24 protein-coding genes are annotated in these 24,814 nt (G+C 57.8%); 5 read left to right on the forward strand and 19 right to left on the reverse strand.

From position 1 onward, the window contains the following. Positions 1-85 precede the first annotated feature (85 nt). From glmU to mnmG, 14 genes are all read right to left on the reverse strand, one after another. Complete coding sequence (gene glmU / locus B348_RS0111280) at positions 86-1,453, reverse strand: bifunctional UDP-N-acetylglucosamine diphosphorylase/glucosamine-1-phosphate N-acetyltransferase GlmU (RefSeq protein WP_017736228.1); 1,368 nt, start codon at positions 1,451-1,453, stop codon at positions 86-88. A 123-nt stretch (positions 1,454-1,576) separates the two neighbouring features. Continuing rightward, positions 1,577-1,993, reverse strand: a complete 417-nt coding sequence (locus B348_RS0111285; RefSeq protein WP_003177061.1) for a F0F1 ATP synthase subunit epsilon — start codon at positions 1,991-1,993, stop codon at positions 1,577-1,579. A 44-nt stretch (positions 1,994-2,037) separates the two neighbouring features. Further along, positions 2,038-3,414: a F0F1 ATP synthase subunit beta gene (gene atpD / locus B348_RS0111290; RefSeq protein WP_010207684.1), complete on the reverse strand. Its 1,377-nt coding sequence runs from the start codon at positions 3,412-3,414 to the stop codon at positions 2,038-2,040. Positions 3,415-3,441: 27 nt separating this feature from the next. Then, positions 3,442-4,302, reverse strand: coding sequence for a F0F1 ATP synthase subunit gamma (atpG, locus tag B348_RS0111295; RefSeq protein WP_010565870.1), 861 nt, complete (start codon positions 4,300-4,302; stop codon positions 3,442-3,444). Between the two features lie 50 nt (positions 4,303-4,352). Continuing rightward, positions 4,353-5,897, reverse strand: a complete 1,545-nt coding sequence (atpA, locus tag B348_RS0111300; RefSeq protein ID WP_010207686.1) for a F0F1 ATP synthase subunit alpha — start codon at positions 5,895-5,897, stop codon at positions 4,353-4,355. 21 nt (positions 5,898-5,918) lie between these two features. Further along, entirely contained in the window at positions 5,919-6,455 is a 537-nt protein-coding gene (locus B348_RS0111305) for a F0F1 ATP synthase subunit delta (protein ID WP_017736229.1), read from the reverse strand. A 12-nt stretch (positions 6,456-6,467) separates the two neighbouring features. Next, on the reverse strand, positions 6,468-6,938 hold the full coding sequence (locus B348_RS0111310) for a F0F1 ATP synthase subunit B (RefSeq protein ID WP_017736230.1): 471 nt from the start codon (positions 6,936-6,938) through the stop codon (positions 6,468-6,470). A 56-nt stretch (positions 6,939-6,994) separates the two neighbouring features. Beyond that, complete coding sequence (atpE, locus tag B348_RS0111315; RefSeq protein WP_002555987.1) at positions 6,995-7,252, reverse strand: F0F1 ATP synthase subunit C; 258 nt, start codon at positions 7,250-7,252, stop codon at positions 6,995-6,997. A 134-nt stretch (positions 7,253-7,386) separates the two neighbouring features. Beyond that, positions 7,387-8,256 (reverse strand): F0F1 ATP synthase subunit A, encoded by an 870-nt coding sequence (gene atpB, locus B348_RS0111320; RefSeq protein ID WP_017736231.1) that lies wholly within the window; start codon positions 8,254-8,256, stop codon positions 7,387-7,389. Positions 8,257-8,272: 16 nt separating this feature from the next. After that, entirely contained in the window at positions 8,273-8,680 is a 408-nt protein-coding gene (locus tag B348_RS0111325; RefSeq protein WP_010565865.1) for a F0F1 ATP synthase subunit I, read from the reverse strand. A gap of 148 nt (positions 8,681-8,828) precedes the next feature. Then, a complete protein-coding gene (locus tag B348_RS0111330) occupies positions 8,829-9,701 on the reverse strand; it encodes a ParB/RepB/Spo0J family partition protein (protein WP_017736232.1) in 873 nt (290 codons plus the stop codon). Positions 9,702-9,710: 9 nt separating this feature from the next. Continuing rightward, the gene (locus tag B348_RS0111335) at positions 9,711-10,508 is read right to left on the reverse strand and encodes a ParA family protein (protein ID WP_017736233.1); all 798 of its coding nucleotides are present in this window, start codon (positions 10,506-10,508) and stop codon (positions 9,711-9,713) included. Between the two features lie 18 nt (positions 10,509-10,526). Further along, a complete protein-coding gene (rsmG, locus tag B348_RS0111340; protein WP_017736234.1) occupies positions 10,527-11,171 on the reverse strand; it encodes a 16S rRNA (guanine(527)-N(7))-methyltransferase RsmG in 645 nt (214 codons plus the stop codon). Then, the gene (gene mnmG / locus B348_RS0111345) at positions 11,168-13,060 is read right to left on the reverse strand and encodes a tRNA uridine-5-carboxymethylaminomethyl(34) synthesis enzyme MnmG (protein WP_026136734.1); all 1,893 of its coding nucleotides are present in this window, start codon (positions 13,058-13,060) and stop codon (positions 11,168-11,170) included. Before mnmG ends, rsmG begins: the two co-directional genes overlap by 4 nt. A gap of 564 nt (positions 13,061-13,624) precedes the next feature. Between mnmG and B348_RS0111350 the strand changes: the two genes are divergently transcribed. The 3 genes from B348_RS0111350 to B348_RS0111360 all read left to right on the forward strand — a co-directional run bounded on the left by B348_RS0111350 (position 13,625) and on the right by B348_RS0111360 (position 17,595). Further along, the gene (locus B348_RS0111350; protein WP_026136735.1) at positions 13,625-14,131 is read left to right on the forward strand and encodes a sigma-70 family RNA polymerase sigma factor; all 507 of its coding nucleotides are present in this window, start codon (positions 13,625-13,627) and stop codon (positions 14,129-14,131) included. Further along, complete coding sequence (locus B348_RS0111355; RefSeq protein WP_017736238.1) at positions 14,131-15,078, forward strand: FecR domain-containing protein; 948 nt, start codon at positions 14,131-14,133, stop codon at positions 15,076-15,078. Before B348_RS0111350 ends, B348_RS0111355 begins: the two co-directional genes overlap by 1 nt. A 90-nt stretch (positions 15,079-15,168) precedes the next feature. After that, complete coding sequence (locus B348_RS0111360; RefSeq protein WP_026136736.1) at positions 15,169-17,595, forward strand: TonB-dependent siderophore receptor; 2,427 nt, start codon at positions 15,169-15,171, stop codon at positions 17,593-17,595. Positions 17,596-17,614: 19 nt separating this feature from the next. On the opposite strand, the gene mnmE is transcribed toward B348_RS0111360, so the two are convergent. The 5 genes from mnmE to rpmH all read right to left on the reverse strand — a co-directional run bounded on the left by mnmE (position 17,615) and on the right by rpmH (position 21,564). Beyond that, the gene (mnmE, locus tag B348_RS0111365) at positions 17,615-18,985 is read right to left on the reverse strand and encodes a tRNA uridine-5-carboxymethylaminomethyl(34) synthesis GTPase MnmE (RefSeq protein ID WP_017736240.1); all 1,371 of its coding nucleotides are present in this window, start codon (positions 18,983-18,985) and stop codon (positions 17,615-17,617) included. Between the two features lie 79 nt (positions 18,986-19,064). Then, a complete protein-coding gene (gene yidC / locus B348_RS0111370) occupies positions 19,065-20,768 on the reverse strand; it encodes a membrane protein insertase YidC (RefSeq protein ID WP_017736241.1) in 1,704 nt (567 codons plus the stop codon). 2 nt (positions 20,769-20,770) lie between these two features. After that, positions 20,771-21,016 carry a membrane protein insertion efficiency factor YidD gene (gene yidD, locus B348_RS1000000130880; RefSeq protein ID WP_080752880.1) on the reverse strand — a complete coding sequence of 82 codons (246 nt, stop codon included), beginning with the start codon at positions 21,014-21,016 and terminating at the stop codon, positions 20,771-20,773. Beyond that, complete coding sequence (gene rnpA, locus B348_RS1000000130885) at positions 21,009-21,413, reverse strand: ribonuclease P protein component (RefSeq protein ID WP_003177079.1); 405 nt, start codon at positions 21,411-21,413, stop codon at positions 21,009-21,011. The genes yidD and rnpA overlap by 8 nt, the downstream gene beginning before the upstream one ends. A gap of 16 nt (positions 21,414-21,429) precedes the next feature. Beyond that, positions 21,430-21,564, reverse strand: a complete 135-nt coding sequence (gene rpmH / locus B348_RS1000000130890) for a 50S ribosomal protein L34 (protein ID WP_003213577.1) — start codon at positions 21,562-21,564, stop codon at positions 21,430-21,432. Positions 21,565-22,150: 586 nt separating this feature from the next. Between rpmH and dnaA the strand changes: the two genes are divergently transcribed. After that, a complete protein-coding gene (gene dnaA / locus B348_RS0111380) occupies positions 22,151-23,662 on the forward strand; it encodes a chromosomal replication initiator protein DnaA (RefSeq protein WP_026136737.1) in 1,512 nt (503 codons plus the stop codon). A 38-nt stretch (positions 23,663-23,700) separates the two neighbouring features. Continuing rightward, positions 23,701-24,804 carry a DNA polymerase III subunit beta gene (gene dnaN, locus B348_RS0111385; RefSeq protein WP_017736244.1) on the forward strand — a complete coding sequence of 368 codons (1,104 nt, stop codon included), beginning with the start codon at positions 23,701-23,703 and terminating at the stop codon, positions 24,802-24,804. The last annotated feature ends 10 nt before the right edge of the window (positions 24,805-24,814 follow it).

Here is a 24,814-nt window from a genome sequence, read left to right on the forward strand (position 1 = left end):
GTATCAGCTTGCACATCAGTGACTGATAGATCGCTATCGCAGGCAAGCCAGCTCCCACAGGGGATTATCGCGTTGTGTGGATAACTCAGCTCTTCTTGATTTTGACCGGGCGCTTCCAGCCGTCGATGTTGCGCTGGCGGGCGCGGGCCACGCCGAGCTGCAAGTTATCCACATCCTGGTTGATGGTGGAGCCCGCCGCGGTGGTGGCGCCATCGCCCACCTTCACCGGGGCCACCAGCGAATTGTTGGAGCCGATGAACACGTCTTCGCCCAACACGGTGACGTGCTTGTTGGCGCCATCGTAGTTGCAGGTGATGGTGCCGGCGCCGATGTTGGTGCGCGCGCCGATGACCGCATCGCCCAGGTAAGTCAGGTGGCCGGCCTTGGCGCCTTCACCCAGGTGGGCGTTTTTCAGTTCGACGAAGTTACCCACATGGGCCTTGGCTTCCAGCACGCTGCCAGGACGCAAACGCGCGAACGGGCCAGCATCGCTGCCCTCGCCCATCACCGCGCCTTCCAGGTGGCTGTTGGCCTTGACCACCACGCCTTTGCGCAGGGTGCTGTCCTTGATCACGCAGTTCGGGCCGATCACCACGTCGTCTTCGATGATCACGCGGCCTTCGAGGATCACGTTGATGTCGATCAGCACGTCGCGGCCTACAGTCACTTCGCCACGCACGTCGAAACGCGCCGGGTCGCGCAGGGTCACGCCCTGGGCCATCAGGCGGCGGCCTTCACGCAGTTGGTAGTGACGCTCCAGTTCGGCAAGCTGCTTGCGGTCGTTGGCGCCCTGCACTTCCATGGGGTCGAGGGGCTGCTCGGTTGCGACCAGCAGGCCATCACTTACAGCCATCTCGATGACGTCGGTGAGGTAGTACTCGCCCTGGGCGTTGTGGTTGGACAGGCGGTTCATCCAGTCGGCGAGCTTGTTGGCTGGCACCGCCATGATGCCGGTATTGCCTTCGGTGATGGCGCGCTGGGCTTCGCTGGCGTCTTTATGCTCGACGATGGCCGCGACCTTGCCGTCGGCGTTGCGCACGATACGGCCATAGCCGGTGGGATCATCCAGCTCGACGGTGAGCAGGCCCATCTGGCCTGTCACCACGTGCTTGAGCAGGCGTTGCAGGGTTTCCACTTCGATCAGCGGCACGTCACCGTAGAGGATCAGCACGGTGTCGGCGGTAATGAATGGCACGGCTTGCGCGGTGGCGTGGCCGGTACCGAGTTGCTGGTCTTGCAATACGAAATTCAGGTCGTCCGCGGCCAGGCGTTCGCGCACCACATCGGCACCGTGGCCGATCACCACGTGAATGCGCTGCGGATCGAGCTGCCGGGCGCTGTGGATAACATGGCCAAGCATGGAGTTGCCGGCAACCGGATGCAGCACCTTGGGCAGGGCCGAACGCATGCGGGTGCCTTGGCCTGCGGCGAGAATGACGATTTCAAGAGACATGAATGGCTACCAATCCTGGGCGGTCCGACGTCAGACCAGAGAAGTGTATTGCTGAAAAAGAAAAAGGGTAGCCGAGGCTACCCTTTTTAATCAATCGCACATGAAACAAGACGGCGTGGCCGCTTACTTCTTGCGGATCTGCTGGAGCGTGCGCAGCTGGGCTGCAGCCTCGGCCAGACGTACAGCAGCAGCGCTGTAGTCGAAGTCCGCGCCCTTTTCGTTCAGGGCCTTCTCGGCAGCCTTGACGGCTTCCTGAGCGGAGGCTTCATCCAGGTCGCCAGCACGTTGCACGGTGTCGGCAAGTACCTTGACCATGTTCGGCTGAACCTCAAGGAAACCACCGGAGATGTAAAACACCTCCTTTTCCCCGCCTTGCTTGGTCAGAGTGATCGGACCCGGCTTCAAGCTGGTGATCAACGGCGCGTGACCCATGGCAATACCCAGGTCACCGAGTTCGCCGTGTGCAATCACCATCTCTACCAGACCGGAGAAGATTTCCCCTTCCGCGCTGACGATATCGCAATGGACTGTCATAGCCATCTGATTGCCTCAACCTGATGAGCGCCCGTTTCCGGGCGCTTGGATTACAGTTTCTTGGCTTTCTCGATCGCTTCTTCGATGCCGCCAACCATGTAGAACGCTTGTTCTGGCAGGTGGTCGTAGTCACCGTTGAGGATGCCTTTGAAGCCAGCAATGGTGTCTTTCAGGGAAACGTATTTACCCGAGGCACCGGTGAAGACTTCAGCCACGAAGAACGGCTGCGACAAGAAACGCTGGATCTTACGAGCACGGTTTACCAACTGCTTGTCGGCTTCCGACAGCTCGTCCATACCCAGGATCGCAATGATGTCCTTCAGTTCTTTGTAACGCTGCAGCACGTACTGAACGCCGCGAGCGGTGTCGTAGTGCTCCTGGCCGATCACGTTCGGGTCCAGCTGGCGCGAAGTCGAGTCGAGTGGATCGACCGCTGGGTAGATACCCAGGGAAGCGATGTCACGGGACAGAACGACGGTGGCGTCCAAGTGGGCGAAGGTGGTCGCTGGCGACGGGTCAGTCAAGTCATCCGCAGGTACGTATACCGCTTGGATCGAAGTGATCGAACCTTCTTTGGTCGAAGTGATACGTTCTTGCAGAACGCCCATCTCTTCGGCCAGGGTCGGCTGGTAACCTACTGCGGAAGGCATACGGCCCAGCAGTGCGGATACTTCAGTACCGGCCAGGGTGTAACGGTAGATGTTGTCGACGAACAGCAGAACGTCGTTACCTTCGTCACGGAACTTCTCGGCCATGGTCAGGCCAGTCAGTGCTACGCGCAGACGGTTACCCGGCGGCTCGTTCATCTGACCGTAAACCAGTGCCACTTTGTCCAGAACGTTGGAGTCCTTCATCTCGTGGTAGAAGTCGTTACCCTCACGGGTACGCTCGCCCACACCGGCGAACACGGAATAACCGCTGTGCTCGATGGCGATGTTACGGATCAGTTCCATCATGTTTACGGTCTTGCCTACACCGGCACCACCGAACAGACCGACTTTACCGCCTTTGGCGAACGGGCAAACCAGGTCGATAACCTTGATGCCGGTTTCCAGCAGGTCGTTGCCGCCAGCTTGTTCCGCGAACGAAGGTGCTGGACGGTGAATGCCCCAACGCTCTTCGGTGTCGATCGGGCCAGCTTCGTCAATCGGGTTGCCCAGTACGTCCATGATCCGGCCCAGGGTCGCTTTACCGACCGGTACGGAGATGGCTGCGCCAGAGTCGACAACGTCCAGACCGCGCTTCAAGCCTTCGGTGGAACCCATCGCAATGGTACGAACTACGCCGTCGCCCAGCTGTTGCTGAACTTCCAGAGTAGTGTCCGCGCCTTGTACTTTCAGCGCGTTGTAGATGCTCGGTACGCTGTCGCGTGGAAATTCCACGTCGATAACGGCGCCGATGATTTGAACGATACGTCCGCTACTCATAGCTGGATCCTCTGAATATTTGAACCGTTAAACCGCGGCAGCGCCGCCGACGATTTCCGAGATCTCTTGGGTGATCGCAGCCTGACGCGCCTTGTTGTAGATCAGCTGCAAATCGCTGATCAGATCACCGGCGTTATCGGTAGCGTTTTTCATCGCGATCATCCGCGCCGCTTGTTCAGCTGCGTTGTTCTCGACCACCGCCTGGTACACCTGCGACTCCACGTAGCGCACCATCAAGCCGTCAAGCAGCTCTTTGGCGTCTGGTTCGTAGAGGTAGTCCCAGTGGTGCTTGAGTTCCTGATCCGGAGTCGCCACCAGTGGAATCAATTGCTCCACGGTTGGCTGCTGGGTCATGGTGTTGATGAACTTGTTGGATACCACGGAGAGGCGGTCAATCCGGCCTTCCAGGTATGCATCCAGCATCACCTTCACACTGCCGATCAAATCATTGATCGACGGCTCTTCACCCAGGTGGCTGATAGCTGCTACGACGTTGCCGCCGAAGTTACGGAAAAAGGCCGCACCCTTGCTACCAACTACACACAGATCGATCTCGACGCCGTTTTCGCGGTTTACCGCCATGTCCTTGACCAGGGCCTTGAACAGGTTGGTATTCAAACCACCGCACAAACCACGGTCACTGCTCACAACCACATAACCCACACGCTTAACTTCGCGGTCGATCATGAATGGGTGGCGGTATTCCGGGTTGGCGTTGGCCAGATGCCCAATTACCTGGCGGATACGCTCCGCATAAGGACGGCTAGCAGCCATGCGCATTTGTGCCTTGCGCATTTTGCTGACCGCCACTTTTTCCATGGCGCTGGTAATTTTTTGCGTGCTTTTGATGCTCGCAATCTTACTGCGAATCTCTTTTGCGCCTGCCATGTAACACCTATCAGGTTAGCAAGCGGGAGCCTTGCGGCTCCCGCTGCGGCTTACCAGGTTTGGGTGGCCTTGAACTTCTCGATACCGGCTTTCAGGCCAGCGTCGATTTCGTCATTGAAGTCACCCTTCACGTTGATCTTGGCCAACAAGTCGGCGTGATCGCGGTTGAAGTAAGCAATCAGCGCTTGTTCAAAGCTGCCAACCTTGGCGATTTCGACGTCAGTCAGGAACCCACGCTCAGCGGCATACAGCGACAACGCCATGTCAGCGATCGACATTGGGGCGTATTGCTTCTGCTTCATCAGCTCGGTAACGCGCTGACCATGCTCAAGTTGCTTACGGGTCGCTTCGTCCAGGTCAGAAGCGAACTGGGCGAATGCCGCCAGTTCACGGTACTGAGCCAGAGCGGTACGGATACCACCGGAGAGCTTCTTGATGATCTTGGTCTGAGCGGCACCACCCACACGGGATACCGAAACACCGGCGTTCACTGCAGGGCGGATACCCGAGTTGAACATGGCCGATTCCAGGAAGATCTGACCGTCGGTGATGGAAATCACGTTGGTCGGAACGAACGCGGAAACGTCGCCAGCCTGGGTTTCGATGATCGGCAGTGCGGTCAGGGAACCGGTTTTGCCGGTCACTGCGCCGTTGGTGAACTTCTCTACGTACTCTTCCGAAACGCGGGATGCGCGCTCCAGCAGACGGGAGTGGAGATAGAACACGTCGCCTGGGTAGGCTTCACGGCCTGGTGGACGGCGCAGCAGCAGGGAAATCTGGCGGTAAGCCACTGCTTGCTTGGACAGATCGTCATAAACGATCAGCGCGTCTTCACCGCGGTCGCGGAAGAATTCACCCATGGTGCAACCGGCATACGGAGCCAGGTATTGCAGCGCAGGAGATTCCGAAGCACTGGCCGCCACGATGATCGTGTTTTTCAGTGCGCCGTTCTCTTCCAGCTTGCGAACCACGTTGGCGATGGTCGATTGCTTCTGACCAATAGCTACGTAGACGCAGAAAATGCCGCTGTCTTTCTGGTTGATGATCGCGTCGATGGCCAGAGCGGTTTTACCGATCTGACGGTCACCGATGATCAGCTCACGCTGGCCACGGCCGACAGGGATCATGGCATCGACAGCCTTGTAGCCAGTCTGTACAGGCTGGTCTACCGACTTACGCCAGATCACGCCTGGAGCAACTTTCTCGACCGCGTCGGTCTCGGTGTTGCCCAGTGGACCTTTACCGTCAACAGGGTTACCCAGTGCGTCGACTACGCGACCCAGCAGTTCCTTACCAACCGGAACTTCCAGGATACGGCCAGTGCACTTGGCGCTCATGCCTTCAGCCAGGGACTGGTATGCGCCGAGAATAACGGCACCTACGGAGTCCTGCTCCAGGTTGAGAGCCATACCGAAGACGCCGCCCGGAAACTCGATCATCTCGCCGGACATTACGTCGGCCAGACCGTGAATCCGCACGATACCGTCAGATACGCTGACGACAGTGCCTTCGTTACGGGCTTGGGAGGTCACATCGAGCTTGTCGATGCGGCCCTTGATAATTTCACTTATTTCGGAAGGATTGAGTTGCTGCATTGCTCTGCTGCCCCTTCAAACTCAAGATTTCAATGCTTCGGCAAGATTCGCGAGTTTGCCGCGAATCGAGCCATCGATAACCAGGTCGCCGGCGCGAATGACAATGCCCCCAATGAGGGATTTGTCTTCCGCAACTTGCAGGCGCACTTCCCGGTCGAGTCGTGCACTGAGAACCTTGGCGAGTTTGTCTTGCTGTTCTTGGTTCAATGCGAAAGCACTGGTCACTTCAACGTCTACCGATTTCTCTTGCTCGGCCTTGTACAGGTCGAACAGAGCGGCAATCTCCGGCAGAAGCAGGAGACGGTCGTTTTCGGCAACGACGTGCAAGAAGTTCTGCACTTTCACATCAAACTTGTCGCCGCACACTTCAATAAAAGTGGCGGCCTTGTCTGCGCTCGTCAGTCGCGGGGCCTTGAGCACGCGCTGCATGGTGTCGTCTTGCGACACTGCTGCAGCCAGGCCGAGCATGGCTGACCAAGAGGCCAGCTGCTGGTGGGCCTGGGCGTGCTCGAAGGCTGCCTTAGCGTAAGGTCGGGCCAACGTGGTCAATTCTGCCATGATCGCCCTCGCTTAAATTTCAGCAGCCAGTTTGTTAACCAGCTCCGCGTGCGCGTTTTGATCGATTGTGGCACCCAGGATCTTCTCAGCACCGCCAACGGCCAGGGCACCCAGTTGGGCACGCAGCGCGTCTTTGACACTGTTCAGTTCCTGCTCGATCTCGGCCTGAGCCTGAACCTTCACACGGTCAGCGTCGATACGGGCTTTTTCAACAGCCTCTTCAACGATCTGGTTACCGCGTTTCTTGGCTTGCTCAATGATTTCGGCTGCTTGAGCTTTCGCTTCGCGCAGTTGCTGACCCGCTTTATCTTGGGCCAACTCCAGGTCGCGAGCTGCTCGTGCTGCAGCGTCCAGTCCATCCGCAATCTTCTTCTGACGTTCGTGCAGAGCTGCGATGACCGGAGGCCATACGAACTTCATGCAGAAAACGACAAAAATCAAGAACGCTAAGGACTGACCAATAATGGTTGCATTAATGTTCACGCCAATACCTCGCTCATTCGTTGCACAACACACCAATCACTCGAAAAGACGAGTGATTAACCGGCGAGTTGACCAACGAAAGGGTTCGCGAAGGTGAAGAACAGAGCGATACCAACACCGATCATGGTCACGGCGTCGAGCAGGCCGGCGACGATGAACATTTTAACTTGCAGCATTGGAACCATTTCTGGCTGACGCGCTGCGCCTTCCAGGAACTTGCCGCCCAGCAGGCCGAAACCAATGGCAGTACCCAGGGCGCCCAGGCCGATCAACAGTGCAACAGCGATAGCGGTTAGACCAACTACAGTTTCCATCTTTCCTCCCGACTTTTACGTCGTATGGTTTAGGTTTTTTAGATTTTAAAGCGGTAAAACAAATCGTTTCATAGCCCGGTAGGGCCTACCTTCCCGTTTGACCGGGAAGGACATCAGACTAGCCGAGACTGGTCTTAATGGTTCTCTTCGTGCGCCATCGACAGGTAGACGATGGTCAGCATCATGAAGATGAAGGCCTGCAGGGTGATGATCAGGATGTGGAACACAGCCCACGCCCACTGCAGAACAATGCCCAGGCCGCTAAGCCAGAGCAGGCCGCTGCCGAACATCACAGCGATCAGAATGAACACCAGCTCGCCGGCATACATGTTGCCGAACAGTCGCAGAGCCAGGGAGATCGGCTTGGCGATCAGGGTCACGAATTCCAGCAGGAAGTTCACCGGGATCAGCAGGGCTTGAACGAAGATGTTCTTGCTGCCGAACGGGTGCAGGGTCAGTTCGCCGATGAAGCCGCCGATGCCCTTGATCTTGATGCTGTAGAAAATGATCAACGCGAATACCGACAGGGCCATGCCCAGGGTAGCGTTAGGGTCAGTGGTCGATACGGCACGGAATGGAATGTGCGGGTCGCCGCTGATCGCCATGGCGAGCTGAGGAATCCAGTCAACCGGGATCAGGTCGACGGCGTTCATCAGGAACACCCAGACGAAGATGGTCAGTGCCAGCGGTGCAATCACCGGGCTACGGCCATGGAAGCTGTCTTTCACGCTGCCATCGACGAATTCGACCAATACTTCAACGAAGTTCTGCAAAGCACCTGGCTGACCGGAAGTCGCCTTCTTTGCCGCCATGCGGAAAATCAGGACGAAGATCAGACCCAATGCGACCGACCAACCCAGAGTATCCAGGTGGAAAGCCCAGAAGCCCATTTCTTTGGCCTCTGCTGCGGAGTGGGCAAAGCCCCAGCCGCCATTAGGCAGCTGACCGAAGGTCAGGTTCTGCAAGTGGTGCTGGATATAGCCCGAAGCGGTTGTTTCTGCCATGGTTGCCTCAAACGCCCTAAGGTTTCGAAAGTCTTGTTTTCATTAGCAGGGGAGCGAACCAGCTGACCAGTTGGGTCAACACGAAGACGCCGAATACAGCCAGCGGCGCCAATGGCTTCACACCTGCAAAGGTCAGTGCAAACAGCACTGCCGTCAAAATCAGTTTCCCTGCTTCGCCGGCATAAAATGACCGGACGATCGCCTGGGCTGCTCGGGCGCCGGAAAACCGAAAGGCCCTGTGAGCAAAATACATATTGGGCAGCAAGGCTATCAGGCCTCCGCAGAGTCCTGAATATCCGGCTACGACTCCATGCCAGTACCAAAGCGCCAAAGCGGCGATCAGCAAAATGACAAATTGCGCCAATAAAACCGGAAAAACAGCCAAGCGATGGAACGGCAACGTGTTTGGCGTGCGGGTTTCCATCACTCTTGCTCCTCAATGGTCGGCTGCCGGAAATCAATAACTTGGCATAATTTGTGCCGACAAAATGCGCGCAGAGTATAGGGGCGGTTCTGCCCCTATTCAACTGCCGGGTAGTGATTTCCGATCACACGCTACATGAGTAAATGTTTCAGCGGATGTGGGCAAGGACGCCCTGCAGCTCATCAAGAGAGTTATAGCCGATGACCAATTGGCCTTTGCCTTTCTTCCCGTGGCGAATCTGCACCGCAGAGCCTAGGCGTTCGGCCAGGCGCTGCTCGAGACGGGCGATATCCGGATCAGGTTTGCTCGTTTCGACCGGTGCAGGTTTACCACTCAACCACTGGCGAACCAGGGCCTCGGTCTGACGAACGGTGAGCCCTCGTGCGACAACGTGTCGCGCCCCTTCAACCTGTTGATTTTCCGGCAAACCCAGCAAAGCACGGGCGTGACCCATTTCCAGGTCGCCATGGGACAGCATGGTCTTGATGACTTCCGGCAGCGCGATCAGGCGCAGCAAGTTGGACACGGTCACGCGGGACTTGCCCACTGCGTCAGCCACTTGTTGCTGGGTCAGCTGGAATTCCTGCTGCAAGCGCTGCAATGCAATCGCTTCTTCGACCGGGTTGAGGTCTTCACGCTGGATGTTCTCGATCAGCGCCATGGCGATCGCGGTTTCATCCGGTACATCGCGCACCATCGCCGGGATCGTTTCCTTGCCGGCCTGCTGGCTGGCACGCCAGCGGCGTTCACCGGCGATGATTTCAAAGCGCCCGCCACCAATGGGGCGGACCACGATCGGCTGCATCACGCCCTGGGCCTTGATCGAATTGGCCAGTTCTTCCAGCGCCTGGGGGTCCATGTCCCGGCGTGGCTGGTATTTGCCGCGCTGGATCAGGTCCAGGGGCAGGTGTTGCAGCTCGCGCTCGTCGGCCTGCACCGCTTGCTCTTCAAGCGACGTGACAGTCGGACCACTCAGCAGTGCATCCAGTCCACGTCCGAGACCTCGTTTCTTGACGGCCATGGGGATTCCTTAAGTTGGCTGGGCTGCAGCGGTGCGTGAGTTGCGGCGTTGACGGCGAACCATCTCGCCGGCCAGGGCCAGGTAGGCAATGGCGCCACGCGAGGATTTGTCGTACGCCAGCGCGGGCATGCCGTAGCTTGGCGCTTCGGCCAGACGGATGTTGCGCGGGATCACCGTGTCGTAGAGCTGGTCGCCAAAGTGTTCCTTGAGCTGCGCCGACACGTCGTTCATCAGGCTCAGGCGCGGATCGAACATGGTCCGCAACAGGCCTTCGATCTGCAGGTTCGGGTTGAGCAACTCGGCGATACGCTTGATGTTATCCACAAGGTCGCTCAAGCCTTCCAGTGCGTAGTATTCGCACTGCATGGGGATAATCACCCCATCGGCTGCCACCAACGCGTTCAGCGTAAGCATCGACAGTGACGGCGGGCAGTCGATCAAGATGTAATCGTAATTCTCGCGGATCGGCGCCAACGCGCTGCGCAGACGGCTTTCCTTCATCTGCATTTCCAGCAGCACCACTTCCGCCGCGGTCAAATCGCGGTTGGCCGGCAGCAGTTGGTAACCACCGTGTTCGGAGAAGTGCATGGCCTGGGCCAGGTCGCACTCGCCGATCAGCAAGTCGTAGACCGAGTTTTCCAGGCCGTGTTTATCCACACCGCTACCCATGGTGGCGTTGCCCTGTGGATCGAGATCGATCAACAGCACCCGGCGCTTGGTAGCCACCAGGGATGCTGCGAGGTTGATGCAGGTGGTGGTTTTGCCCACGCCACCTTTCTGGTTCGCTATCGCGAATACCTTAGCCATTCTTGCTTGTGTTCCCAATCATGCCGTGCGGCGCAGTATCAGCAGATGGCGTTGGCCTTGGCAACCGGGTACGGCCAAGGCGTGTTCGCTATCGAGGTGGAAGTCTGCCGGCAATGCTAACAGCTCGTCGCTTGGATGGACGCCCTTCATTGCCAGCCAGCGGGTGTCACGGTCGCCGAGGTGGCGAGTCCAGTTGCTGAAGTTCTCCATGCTGCTGAAGGCCCGGGAAACAATTCCGTTGAAAGGCTGTTCAGGCGTGAAGGCTTCGACGCGACTGTGGATAACGTGCAGGTTATCCAACTTGAGTTCGAGTTTGACCTGGGTCAGGAAGCGGGTTTTCTTGCCGTTGCTGTCCAGGCAGGTGACTTGCGACTCGGGAAACAGGATTGCCAGGGGAATCCCTGGCATGCCGCCGCCACTGCCAACGTCGAGCCAGCGACCGTTTTCGATAAACGGCATCACACTCAAGCTGTCGAGCAAGTGACGCGAAACCATTTCGTCTGGATCACGCACTGCAGTCAGGTTGTAGGCCTTGTTCCATTTGATCAACAGGGCCAGGTAGCCCAGCAGCAATTCGTGCTGGGCCGGGGTCAGGTCGACGCCCAACTGGCGCGCACCTGTGGATAACTCTTCGGCGTGTTGCGAGGTGACCAACGAACTCAAGCGCTTTGCTCCAACTGACGGCCCGCGCCGCGTTTTTTCAAATGAATCATCAACAGCGAAATGGCTGCCGGCGTGACGCCGGGGATGCGTGAAGCCTGGCCCAGGGTTTCTGGCCGAGTTATCCCCAGCTTGCTTTGGATTTCTTTCGACAACCCGGAAATCCCGGTGTAATCGATATCCACAGGCAGCTTGGTGTCTTCACTGGCGCGCAGGCGAGCGATCTCATCCTGCTGGCGGTCAATGTAACCGGCGTACTTCGTCTTGATCTCGACCTGCTCGGCGACCTGTGGATCTTCTGCGCCGCCGCCGGTCACTTCGACCAGACCAGCGTAGTCGATTTCCGGGCGCGACAGCAGGTTGAGCAAGTTGTACTCGTGGGTCAGCGGCGTGCCGAATTTTTCCGCGATTGCGTCGCCCTGTTCGGTGCCCGGGCGAACCCAGGTGCTTTTCAGGCGTTGCTCTTCCAGGGTGATGCTTTCGCGTTTCTTGCAGAAGGCTTCCCAGCGCGCGTCATCGACCAAGCCCAGCTCGCGACCTTTTTCGGTCAGGCGCAGGTCGGCGTTGTCTTCGCGCAGGATCAGGCGGTATTCCGCCCGGGAAGTGAACATCCGGTACGGTTCCTGGGTACCCAGGGTGATCAGGTCATCCACCAACACACCGATGTACGCTTCATCGCGACGCGGGCACCAGCTGTCTTTGCCCTGTGCGCGCAGTGCGGCGTTGGTCCCGGCCAGCAAACCTTGGGCGCCGGCTTCTTCGTAACCGGTGGTGCCGTTGATTTGTCCGGCGAAGAAAAGACCGCCGATGACTTTGGTTTCCAGGCTGTACTTCAGGTCACGCGGATCGAAGTAGTCGTACTCGATGGCGTAGCCCGGACGCACGATGTGCGCGTTTTCCATGCCGCGAATCGATTGCACGATCTGGATTTGCACGTCGAATGGCAGGGAAGTGGAAATCCCGTTCGGGTACAGCTCATGGGTGGTCAAGCCTTCGGGCTCGATAAAGACCTGGTGGCTTTCCTTGTCGGCAAAGCGGTGGATCTTGTCTTCGATCGACGGGCAATAACGCGGGCCAATACCTTCGATCACCCCGGAATACATCGGCGAACGGTCGAGGTTCGCGGCAATGATTTCGTGGGTGCGCGCATTGGTGTGGGTAATCCAGCAGCTCACCTGTTTCGGGTGCTGCTCTTTGGAACCCATGAACGACATCACCGGAATCGGCGTGTCGCCGGCTTGTTCGGTCATCACCGAGAAATCCACAGAACGCCCATCGATACGCGGCGGGGTCCCGGTTTTCAGGCGACCGACGCGCAGCGGCAACTCACGCAGGCGTTTTGCCAGGGCAATCGACGGCGGATCACCGGCACGACCGCCGGAATAGTTCTGCATACCGATGTGGATAAGTCCGCCGAGGAAGGTACCGGTGGTCAACACCACGGATTCTGCGAAGAAACGCAGGCCCATCTGAGTGACAACACCGCGTACTTGATCCTGTTCAACGATCAGGTCATCCGCCGCCTGTTGAAATATCCACAGGTTCGGCTGGTTTTCCAGGGTTTCGCGCACGGCCGCCTTGTACAGGATGCGGTCGGCTTGTGCCCGAGTGGCACGCACGGCCGGGCCTTTACGGCTGTTCAGCACGCGAAATTGAATGCCACCCTTGTCGGTAGCCATGGCCATCACGCCGCCAAGGGCGTCGATTTCTTTGACCAGATGGCTCTTGCCGATCCCACCAATGGCGGGGTTGCAACTCATTGCACCGAGGGTTTCCACGTTGTGCGTGAGCAACAGGGTTTTTACGCCCATGCGTGCTGACGCCAGTGCTGCCTCGGTACCGGCATGACCGCCGCCGATGACGATCACTTCAAAACGGGAAGGGAAATCCACCACGCACCTCGTGCCTGCTTATGTAGGTAATCAGGAATTGTCTGTTGAAAGGGTTTTGGAGCTTTGGCGGCAAGTATAGGGACTTAGCCCTTCCTAAAGAACCCTTTGCACAAAATTTAACCAGCTGTGGATGAATCACGGACAATAGAAATTAAAAGAGAGAAATTTATTAAATCTTTGTTTTTATGTTTATTTCTACTGAGCCTACTTTCTGTGGATAGATCTCTACAGGCCTTTATTTACGTTGTGTACAGCGACTCAAAAGTCTGTGGTCATGTGCCAATGAGGCCCTTGGATAAGTGCTTTAAGCCTGTGGATTAAAGCAGTGGTTATCCACAGGCGGGTTTATCTTCAGTTTTCAAGCCCTGTTATCAACTGGGCACAGGGGCGGTTATTCACAGGGCTTAATCCACAGAAATCGATGAATAGCTGGGTATTTCAGGCGTGACGAAGCCGCCGCAATCTTTCGATTCGCAGCTGGGCCCGTAAAAGAGAGACCTATTGTGAGAAAACCGCAGTGCAGTTAATAATAGCGATTATCATTAACCTGCCTTGTCGCGCCCTATGCCCCCTCCTTCACACACGGCTGCTGTCCAGCACATCTACGAACAGCACCATTCGTGGCTGCAGGGATGGCTCAAAGGTAAATTGCATAACGCTTGCGATGCGGCCGACGTGGCGCACGATACGTTCGTGCGAATCCTGGGCGGACGCCATGCCGCGCAGATCATGGAACCGCGTGACTATCTGGCGACCATTGCCAAAGGCCTGGTGATTGACCGTTATCGCCGGCATGCCGTTGAACAGGCTTATAAGCAAACCCTGGCCGAGCGCCCTGAAGCCACAGCCATCAGCGAAGAAGACAAGGCAATCATCATCGAAACCCTGGTGGCTGTGGATAAAGCGCTGTCTAGCCTGGGGGAGCGAGCGCGGCGGATTTTCATGCTGTCGCAGATCGAGGGCCTGACTTATCAACAAATCGCCGATCAACTGCAGGTTTCCCTGACCACCGTGAAAAAACACATGGTCCGCGCGCTGACCGAGTGTGCATTGATCATGGCCGGCCTCTGATGGCCGCCGCGCCTGACCGCAAGACCTTCGAGGCGGCTGCCAGCTGGTATGTGCAGTTTCAGTCCCAGCCGCCAACGCCTGCCGAACGATACGCCTGGCAGCAATGGCTCAATGGCGATCCGTCCCATCAGGCTGCGTGGAACCAGATGGAACAATTGCAGCGCAGTCTCGGTGCCCTGCCCCAGGACGTTACCCGTCGTGCCTTGTCGACCACGCAACAACGCCGGCAGGTCCTCAAGTGGATGTTGGCACTCGGCAGCACTGGATACCTCGGTTGGAATGTTCAACAACACACGTCCCTGGGCAATGTGTGGGCCGACTACCGCACTGCTGTAGGACAGCGGCGCCGTATCGAACTGGCCGACGGCACGCAGATCGACCTCAATACCGGCACCGCCATCGATGTCGCGTTCGATGGGCGCCAGCGCCTGATTCGCCTGCGCGAAGGTGAAGTACTTATCCACACGGGCAAATTGGGTGGCCAAACGCCCTTTTATGTCGACACTCGCCAAGGCCGGGTCCAGGCATTGGGCACGCGATTCAGCGTGCGCCAACTGGCGGATTCCACACGGGTCAGTGTTTTGGAGGACAGGGTAAGCGTGTCGCCAGCTGATCAGCCTGCACACAGGCGTGTGCTCGTTGCCGGTGAAAGTGCTGACTTCGATCGGCAAAACGTCGGACCGGACCAACCGTATTTTCGTAGTCAAGCGGCTTGGGTTGATGGCCAGTTGATCGTTTTGGACGCGCGCCTTGGTGACGTCATCGGCGAACTGGCCCGTTATCGCCACGGCTTGATCCAGTGCGATCAGGCTTCACAACGCCTGCGCGTGTCCGGGACGTTCCGCCTGGACTCTATCGATGCCGTGCTGGCCAACCTGCAGGCGACGCTGCCGATCCAGGTGAAATACTTCACCCGCTATTGGGTGTCGGTGCAGCGAATCGGCTGACAAAAAAATAGTCCACAAGGGGGTTATCTTTTTTCTACCTGGCGCGGCCCTACAGGTAATTACGACGCAACCTTCAGGGCTTCCTCACACATGCGCCTTCCCAACCAGCTTCGCCAGCGACTCTCCTGCCACGGCATTACGTACGGTCTACTGTTGAGCACCGCCACTGCCGTCGGGGTGTTCCTGCCTTCCAGTGCGATGGCTGCGCACTACAGCATTGCCGCCGGCCCGCTGGACAGCGCCTTGAGCCAATTCGCCGCCAGGGCCAATATCATTCTGTCTTTTTCCCCACAGCAAACCGCACGATTGCGCAGTCCGGGGTTGGTTGGGGATTACTCGGTAGAGCAGGGTTTTGCACTGCTACTGCGTGAATCTGGCCTACAGGCCGTCGTCCAGGCGCCGGGCAGTTATGTATTACAAGCCGCACCCACCGGGGAACTGACCCTGGCCCCGACCACCATCAGTACTTATCAACAGGCTGGTTTCGCTCAAGAGATCGCCGCAGACGTCGGCTACAAGGCGCAAAACAGTCGGATCGGCACCAAGACCAGCACGCCTTTGTCGGAAACTCCGCGTTCGGTATCGGTCGTCACCGGCCAGCGCATCAAGGACCAGAAGTCCCAGACCCTGACCGAAGTGCTCGGTTATGTGCCTGGTATCTTCGCGCCGCCGTTCGCCGCCGGTGATGGTCTGGCGGGCGACCTGTTTTTCATTCGCGGTTTCAACGCCACCGATTACGGCTACGGATTGCTGCGCGATGGCCTACGCGTACAAGGCAACCGCTACGACACTACCAGCGAGCCCTATGGCCTGGAACGGGTCGAGATCTTCCGTGGTCCGTCGTCCCTGCTTTATGGTGAAAACGCTCCCGGCGGCCTGGTGAACCTGGTGAGCAAGCACCCAACCAGCGCGCCACAGGGCGAAGTGCAACTGGGTTACGGCTCGAATAACCGTCGCCAGCTGGGTGTGGATATCTCCGGCCCGCTCACGGACGCCGGCAACATACTCGGCCGCGTGGTGATGCTTGGCCGCAAGTCCGACACCCAGACGGACCATGTGCCGGATGATCGCCTCTACATCGCGCCGTCCCTGACCCTGAATTTCGACGATTACAACACCCTGACGCTGTTAGCCAACTACCAGAAAGACCACACCAACCTGGAGCTTGGCTTACCCGCCGCAGGTACTTTGCTGACCAACCCGAATGGCAAGTTATCCAAGCACACCATGCTCGGCGACCCGAACTGGAACACCTTTGAGCGTGAAGCCTGGAGCACGGGCTATGAGTTCAGCCACAGCTTCAATGACGATTGGCAGTTCCGCCAGAACTCACGCTACATGCAGTCGCGTATCACCCGTCACGAAACCTGGCCAGGCGACCTGAACAACCGAGGCTTCGGCACCCAGCTGAACATGAACGCCTACGACCGCTACAACAAGTCGATGGTGTACTCCCTGGATAACCAACTTGAAGGAAAATTCCAGCTGGGCGAACTGGAAAACACGGTTTTGTTCGGCGCGAGCTACGATCGGACCTCCTTCAACCAGGACTGGGACGCGGGTTTCGCCGGGACCATCAATGTGTATAACCCGGTTTACCTGCGTGAGCCGACCACCCCGCTGGCGGTGCAGAACACCTTGCTCGAACAGCAGATGAAAGGGGTTTATGCACAGGTCCAGAGCAAGTACGACCACTGGCTGTTTTTGCTCGGCGGGCGCCAGGATTGGGTCGATAGCCAATTCCGGGACAAGGTGAAACCCTCATCGGACTCAAGCACCACCGAGCAGAAGTTCACCTACCAGGGCGGTGTGATGTACCAGTTCGACAACGGCCTTACGCCGTATGTCAGCTACTCCACTGCGTTCGTCCCGGTTCAACAGATCTCGGTCACAGGTTCTCCGCTCAAGCCAATCACCAGCCGCCAATACGAAGTGGGTGTGAAGTACGAGCCGATCGGTTGGGACACGGCGATGACGCTGTCGGTGTATGACCTGCGCAAACAGGACGATACCTACCTCGACAGCACCACCAACACCTACCGCCAAGTGGGCGAAAGCCGGGCCAAGGGCGCCGAAGTGGAGATCAACAGCAACATCACCCCGAACCTGAATCTGACGGCGGCCTACACCTACACCGATGCGCGGATTACCAAGGACACGGCCGGTTCGTTGGTCGAGGGGAACCAGATGACCGGTGTTCCGCGTAACCAGGCATCTGTATGGGGCAAATACCGGTTCCTGGAGGGCCAACTCAAGGGGTTGTCCCTGGGCGGTGGTGTGCGTTACTTCGATAGCGCCTATTCCTACACCAAGCCCACTCTCTACGGGAAACTCGACCCCGGCAGCGTCACATTGGTGGATGCGGCCATCGGCTACCAGATCGATACCCACTGGTCGGTCGACCTGAACGCCAAGAACCTGTTCGACAAGGAATATGTATCCGGTTGCAACGATGCAGGGCGTTGCTATTGGGGCGACAGCCGTACCTTGCTCGGTACGGTGTCGTATAACTGGTAACGCGCTGTGGATAACTCGGTTACTTACCGATACAGAAACTTGAAAAGATCCGTCCCAGCAGGTCATCGGAGCTGAATGCGCCGGTGATCTCGCCCAACAGCTGCTGCGCCTGGCGCAAGTCCTCAGCCAGCAGCTCACCAGCACCCGCCAGGGTCAGCTGTGCCCGACCGTGCTCAAGCGCCGCGCTGGCATGGCGCAGCGCCTCCAGGTGCCTGCGCCGCGCACTGAAGCTGCTTTCCGAGGTCTGCTCGTAGCCCATGCAGGCCTTGAGATGGTCACGCAGCAATTCCAGGCCGTCCCCCGCCGACTTGGCGCTCAGGCTGATAGTGACGTGGCCATCCTCGCTGGTTTCCATGGCAATCGCCTCGCCCGTCAGGTCAGCCTTGTTGCGGATCAACGTGACTTTGGCCGGGTCTGGCCGCTGTTCGAGGAATTCCGGCCACAGGGCAAAGGGGTCCACCGCCTCAGGTGCGGTGGCATCCACCACCAGCAACACACGATCGGCCTCACTGATGGCCTTGAGCGCCCGTTCCACGCCGATCTTCTCTACTTGGTCATCCGTATCCCGCAAACCGGCGGTGTCGACCACATGCAGCGGCATGCCGTCGATGTGGATATGTTCGCGCAGGATATCCCGCGTCGTGCCGGCAATCTCAGTGACGATGGCCGCTTCGCGCCCTGCCAGGGCGTTGAGCAGGCTGGATTTACCGGCATTGGGCCGCCCGGCGATCACCACGGTCATGCCATCACGCAACAACGCGCCCTGCCCGGCTTCGCGCAGCACTGTGGATAACTCCTCGCGGACCTTATCCAGCATCGCCAACACGTGGCCATCGGCGAGGAAGTCGATTTCCTCCTCGGGAAAATCAATCGCCGCCTCGACATAGATGCGCAAGCTGATCAGTTGCTCGGTCAAGTTATGCACACGCAGGGAAAACGCGCCCTGCAACGAGCGCAACGCATTGCGTGCAGCCTGTGCAGAACTGGCCTCGATCAAGTCGGCAATCGCTTCGGCCTGGGCCAGGTCGAGCTTGTCGTTCAGGAACGCGCGTTCGCTGAATTCCCCCGGCCGCGCCAGGCGGCAGCCCAATTGCAGGCAGCGCTGCAGCAACATGTCGAGAACGACCGGGCCACCGTGGCCCTGTAATTCCAAAACATCTTCACCGGTAAATGAATTCGGCCCCGGGAAATAGAGGGCCAGGCCTTCGTCCAACACGCTTTGGTCAGCATCGAGGAAGGGGCCGTAATGTGCATAACGTGGTTTCAGCTCTCGCCCGCTGATGGCCTGGGCAGCCACGCCGGCAAGCGGCCCGGAAATACGCACAATACCGACACCGCCGCGACCTTGAGCGGTAGCGACAGCAGCGATGGTTTCACGAGGAGCACTCATCAGCAGGTTCCAGAACAAAAGTGACGGAAAGCAAAACGCCCCACTAGGGGGCGTCTTGAGTGGTTACCCACAGAGTAAATTACGCTTCGGCTTTTTTGGTAGCCGCTTCGATTTTACGTGTGATGTACCACTGTTGAGAGATCGACAACACGTTGTTGACTACCCAGTACAGCACCAGACCAGCTGGGAACCACAGGAAGAAGAAGGTGAAGATGATTGGCATCATTTTCATTACCTTGGCCTGCATCGGATCCGGCGGAGTCGGGTTCAGACGCTGCTGGATAAACATGGTCGCGCCCATGATGATCGGCAGGATAAAGAACGGGTCTTTGATCGACAGGTCAGTAATCCACAGGATGAACGGCGCCTGGCGCATTTCCACGCTTTCCAGGAGAACCCAGTAAAGCGACAGGAACACCGGCATCTGTACCAGAATCGGCAAGCAACCACCCAACGGGTTGATCTTCTCTTTCTTGTACAGCTCCATCATGGCCTGCGACATTTTCTGCCGGTCGTCACCATGTTGCTCTTTCAACGCTGCCAGTTTCGGCGCCACGGCACGCATGCGCGCCATCGACTTGTAGCTGGCTGCCGACAGTGGGAAGAAGATCCCCTTGATCAGCATGGTCAGGAAGATGATCGAGAAGCCCCAGTTACCGACGATGCTGTGGATATGTTGCAGCAGCCAGAAGATCGGCTGGGCAATGAACCACAGAATGCCGTAGTCCACAGTCAGTTCCAGACCTGGGGACAACTCTTTGAGCACAGCCTGGCTTTTCGGGCCGGCGTACAGAGTGGCGCTGGTTTCAGCCTTGGCACCTGGTGCGATGGTCAACGCCGGGCCAGTGTAGCCAATGATGTAGTTACCTTTGGTGTCCTTGCGCGCCGCGACCAGGTTGTTCTGGCCAGGCTGAGGAATCCACGCGGTCACGAAGTAGTGTTGCAACCAAGCCACCCAGCCGCCGTTCACGTTGTAGGTGATCGGGGCCTTTTGCTTGTCTTCGGCAACCTTGTCGATATCTTTCATCGACACTTTTTTGTACGGCTCCGAACTTGTCCACAGGGCAGCGCCCAGGTAAGTCGCGGTGCCAGTAGCGGTGCTGGACGACGGATCGGAGCTGGCGTCACGCTTGAGCTGGGCAAACATTGCGCCAGTCCAGGGCTGTGCGCTCTGGTTGTCGATCAAGTAGGTGACCACGATGTCGTACAAGCCGCGTTTCAGGGTGAAACGCTTGATGTAGTTGACGCCGTCCTTGCTGAATTTCAGGTCGACGACCAACTGGTCCTGGCCATCGGCCAGTTGATAACTCTTCTTCTCCGAGGAGAAAACCGGACGACCGGTAGGGCTCGCATCCGGGCCGTTGGTGCCGATCAAGCCACTTTGCGCTTGATAAACACGTTCGCCACCGTTATCGAACAACTGGAATGGAATTTCCGGGTGATCCTGACGACGCGGATACAGCGGAAGAGTCAGTTTGGCGACATCGCCACCTTGCGGGTCGATAGCCAGGTCCAATACATCCGTTTTTACCTGGATGAGGTCTGTGCTGGCGGCAACTGGTACTTCTGCGGGTGCGTTTGTTTCGCCCGCTGCGCGTGGAATGTCATCACTGGCGGCAGTGTTGGTGCCGCTCACTGTATCGGGTAGCCCCGCTGGAACAGCATTGGCAGCAACATTCTGAGTCGGCAGGGCAGCTTGGCCGTAGTCCTGGTTCCAGTTAAGGACCATGACGTAGGACACGATTGCCAGGGCGACGATCAGGATCGTGCGTTTAATATCCATGATTACTCGGCCATCGAAGAAGAACGGGAGGTAGGGATAGGCGGAACCGGGTCATAACCACCGGGATTCCACGGATGACAGCGACCTAAACGACGAAAGGTCAGCCAGCCACCGCGCAGAAGACCATGATTTTCTATGGCCTCTAACGCGTAGCAGGAACAACTGGGGTAGAAACGACAGTGGTTGGCCATCAGGGGACTAATGGCATAGCGATAAAACTGGATCGGAACGATTGCCAGTTTACGCATCAAGACTGTCTACCCCTACAGTTTCGGTGCTGACTGCTGGTGCTGGCTTGTGGGTACGCGCCAAACGTTTCCAGAGCTTGCCGAAATGCTGAATCAATTCGGGGTTTTCTACGTCCCCCAAGCCTTTGCGCGCGACGATAACAATATCCCAACCAACCAGAGTGTCCTGGTGGAGGCGAAACGATTCGCGCATCAGACGCTTGAGGCGATTGCGCTCAACGGAGAGCTTTACGCTCTTCTTGCCGATCACCAACCCGAGACGGGGGTGATCCAGATCGTTGTTACGCGCAAGGAGCAGGAGATTTTTCCCCGGAACCTTGCCGGTGGGGGAGTCAAAGACTGCCTTGAAGTGCCGGGGGGTAAGCAGACGCTTTTCCCGACTGAAGTCCTGACTCACCGCAGGTACCGGATTATCAAACTGCCAGACGTGCACGACCTTTGGCGCGACGACGCGACAGGACAGCACGGCCGTTCTTGGTAGCCATGCGAGCACGGAAACCGTGAGTGCGGGCGCGTTTGATGGTGCTTGGTTGGAAAGTACGTTTCATGGCGTTGTTACCTGGTTCGTCCACAACGGGCCGGAATGGCCCCCGTTTTAAGAGACCGGCGATTCTAGAGAAAGCAAGCCTCTAGGTCAATTTCCAACCAGCTTTTCCTGCAATTAGATCTCTATACGGCAAAGCGTCCTTTTCCATCCGCTCGGCTTTCATGGGCAATGCCATAGATATAAAAATAAAGAAGGAAGTTATTTAAAGCTTTTCTGTAAAGCTTATAAAAGCTAGGCCGGCGATCATCTGTGGATAACTGCCTTGAGGCCATACTCCACGTGATGTACAGAGAATGACAACACGGGGGAGAAACTGGGCTCTGCCTGTGCTCCGCTATCGGATAACCTGTGGGTGGAATGGGTTGTTATCCACAGGCCAGTTACCCACAGACTTTCGCCCCCACTTGTACAACGACCTTAGGTGCGCTTATCCACAGAGCTTATGCACAGACCATTGGTCGCTTTTTTTGTGCTTAACGCGTTGATTTTGGCTGCCTTGTGCGCAACCTACATGTGGATAAGTGGGCAGCGCGCCGCTACAATGGCGGCTGTTTTTGCCTCACCGGCTTTCAACTTAGGGGATATCCGTGTCAGTGGAACTTTGGCAGCAGTGCGTGGAGCTTTTGCGCGAGGAGCTGCCTGCCCAGCAATTCAACACCTGGATCCGTCCACTACAAGTCGAAGCCGAAGGCGACGAGTTGCGTGTCTACGCACCCAATCGGTTTGTTCTCGACTGGGTCAACGAGAAGTACCTGAGCCGCGTTCTCGAGTTGCTCGACGAACATGGCAACGGCGTTGCGCCCGTGCTCTCCTTATTAATAGGCAGCAAACGCAGCTCCGCCCCGCGTGCTGCGCCGAATGCGCCGCTGGCGGCTGCCGCATCGCAAGCCCAGGTAGCGACTGCACCGGCTGCGCCTGCTCCAGCCCCCGCGCCATCCAAGTCCTCCGCGCAAAAAAGCGCGCCTGAGCACGAGGAACCGTCACGCGACAGCTTCGACCCGATGGCCGGCGCCAGCTCCCAGCAAGCACCGGTTCGCGCCGAACAGCGCACCGTGCAAGTCGAAGGTGCGCTCAAGCACACCAGCTACCTGAACCGCACCTTTACCTTTGAGAACTTCGTCGAAGGTAAATCCAACCAGTTGGCCCGCGCTGCCGCCTGGCAGGTAGCCGATAACCCCAAGCATGGTTACAACCCGCTCTTCCTTTATGGCGGCGTTGGCTTGGGTAAGACCCACTTGATGCACGCTGTGGGTAACCACCTATTAAAGAAGAACCCGAATGCCAAGGTCGTGTACCTGCACTCGGAGCGCTTCGTGGCTGACATGGTCAAGGCCTTGCAGCTGAACGCCATCAACGAGTTCAAACGGTTCTACCGTTCCGTTGATGCCTTGCTGATCGATGACATTCAATTCTTCGCGCGCAAGGAACGTTCTCAGGAAGAGTTCTTCCACACCTTCAACGCCCTGCTCGAAGGCGGCCAACAGGTCATCCTGACCAGTGACCGCTACCCGAAGGAAATCGAAGGCCTGGAAGAGCGCTTGAAGTCGCGGTTTGGCTGGGGCCTGACCGTTGCGGTAGAGCCGCCGGAGCTGGAAACCCGCGTTGCGATCCTGATGAAAAAAGCCGACCAGGCGAAGGTCGACCTGCCCCACGACGCCGCCTTCTTCATCGCCCAGCGCATTCGTTCCAACGTGCGTGAGCTGGAAGGCGCACTCAAACGGGTCATCGCCCACTCGCACTTCATGGGCCGCGATATCACCATCGAGTTGATCCGCGAATCCCTGAAAGACCTGCTGGCGCTGCAAGACAAACTGGTGAGTGTGGATAACATTCAGCGCACGGTTGCCGAATACTACAAAATCAAGATTTCCGACCTGCTGTCCAAGCGCCGTTCGCGCTCGGTGGCTCGTCCACGGCAAGTGGCCATGGCGCTCTCCAAAGAGCTGACCAACCACAGCCTGCCGGAAATCGGTGATGTGTTTGGTGGCCGCGATCACACCACTGTGTTGCACGCGTGCCGCAAGATTAACGAACTCAAGGAATCCGACGCGGATATTCGCGAGGACTACAAGAACCTGCTGCGTACACTGACAACGTGATGACACCAGCGCAGCTTATTAAGGCAAGGGACTAGACCATGCATTTCACCATTCAACGCGAAGCCCTGTTGAAACCCCTGCAACTGGTCGCAGGCGTCGTCGAGCGCCGACAGACCTTGCCGGTGCTTTCCAACGTATTGCTGGTGGTCGAAGGCCAGCAATTGTCCCTGACCGGTACCGACCTGGAAGTCGAACTGGTCGGTCGTGTGCAGTTGGAAGAGCCCGCCGAACCTGGCGAGATCACCGTGCCGGCGCGCAAGCTGATGGATATCTGCAAAAGCCTGCCGAACGACGCGCTGATCGATATCAAGGTGGATGACGCCAAGTTGGTGGTCAAGGCCGGCCGTAGCCGTTTCACCCTGTCCACCCTGCCAGCCAATGACTTCCCAACCGTGGAAGAAGGCCCTGGCTCGCTGACCTGCAGCCTGGAGCAGAGCAAGCTGCGTCGTTTGATCGAGCGCACCAGCTTCGCCATGGCGCAACAGGACGTGCGTTACTACCTCAACGGCATGCTGCTGGAAGTGTCTGAAGGCATCATCCGCGCCGTGGCCACTGACGGTCACCGTCTGGCCATGTGCTCGATGAAAGCCGACATTGGCCAGCCGGACCGTCATCAGGTGATCGTGCCGCGCAAAGGTATCCTTGAACTGGCGCGCCTGCTCACCGAGCCGGACGGCAATGTCAGCATCGTGTTGGGCCAGCACCACATCCGCGCCACCACCGGTGAGTTCACCTTCACCTCCAAGCTGGTTGACGGCAAGTTCCCGGATTACGAGCGCGTACTGCCCAAGGGCGGCGACAAGCTGGTGATCGGCGACCGTCAGGCGTTGCGTGAAGCATTCAGCCGTACGGCGATTCTGTCCAACGAGAAGTACCGTGGTATTCGTCTGCAACTGGCCAACGGTCAGCTGAAAATCCAGGCCAACAACCCGGAGCAGGAAGAAGCGGAAGAAGAAGTGGGCGTTGACTACAACGGCGGCTCCCTGGAAATCGGCTTCAACGTGAGTTACTTGCTCGACGTGCTGGGTGTGATGACCACCGAACAGGTTCGCCTGATTCTGTCGGACTCCAACAGCAGCGCCCTCGTGCAGGAATCCGACAACGACGACTCGGCTTACGTTGTTATGCCGATGCGCCTGTAATAGAAGCTAG

The sequence above is a fragment of the Pseudomonas sp. CBZ-4 genome (assembly GCF_000346755.1).
GTDB lineage: Bacteria > Pseudomonadota > Gammaproteobacteria > Pseudomonadales > Pseudomonadaceae > Aquipseudomonas.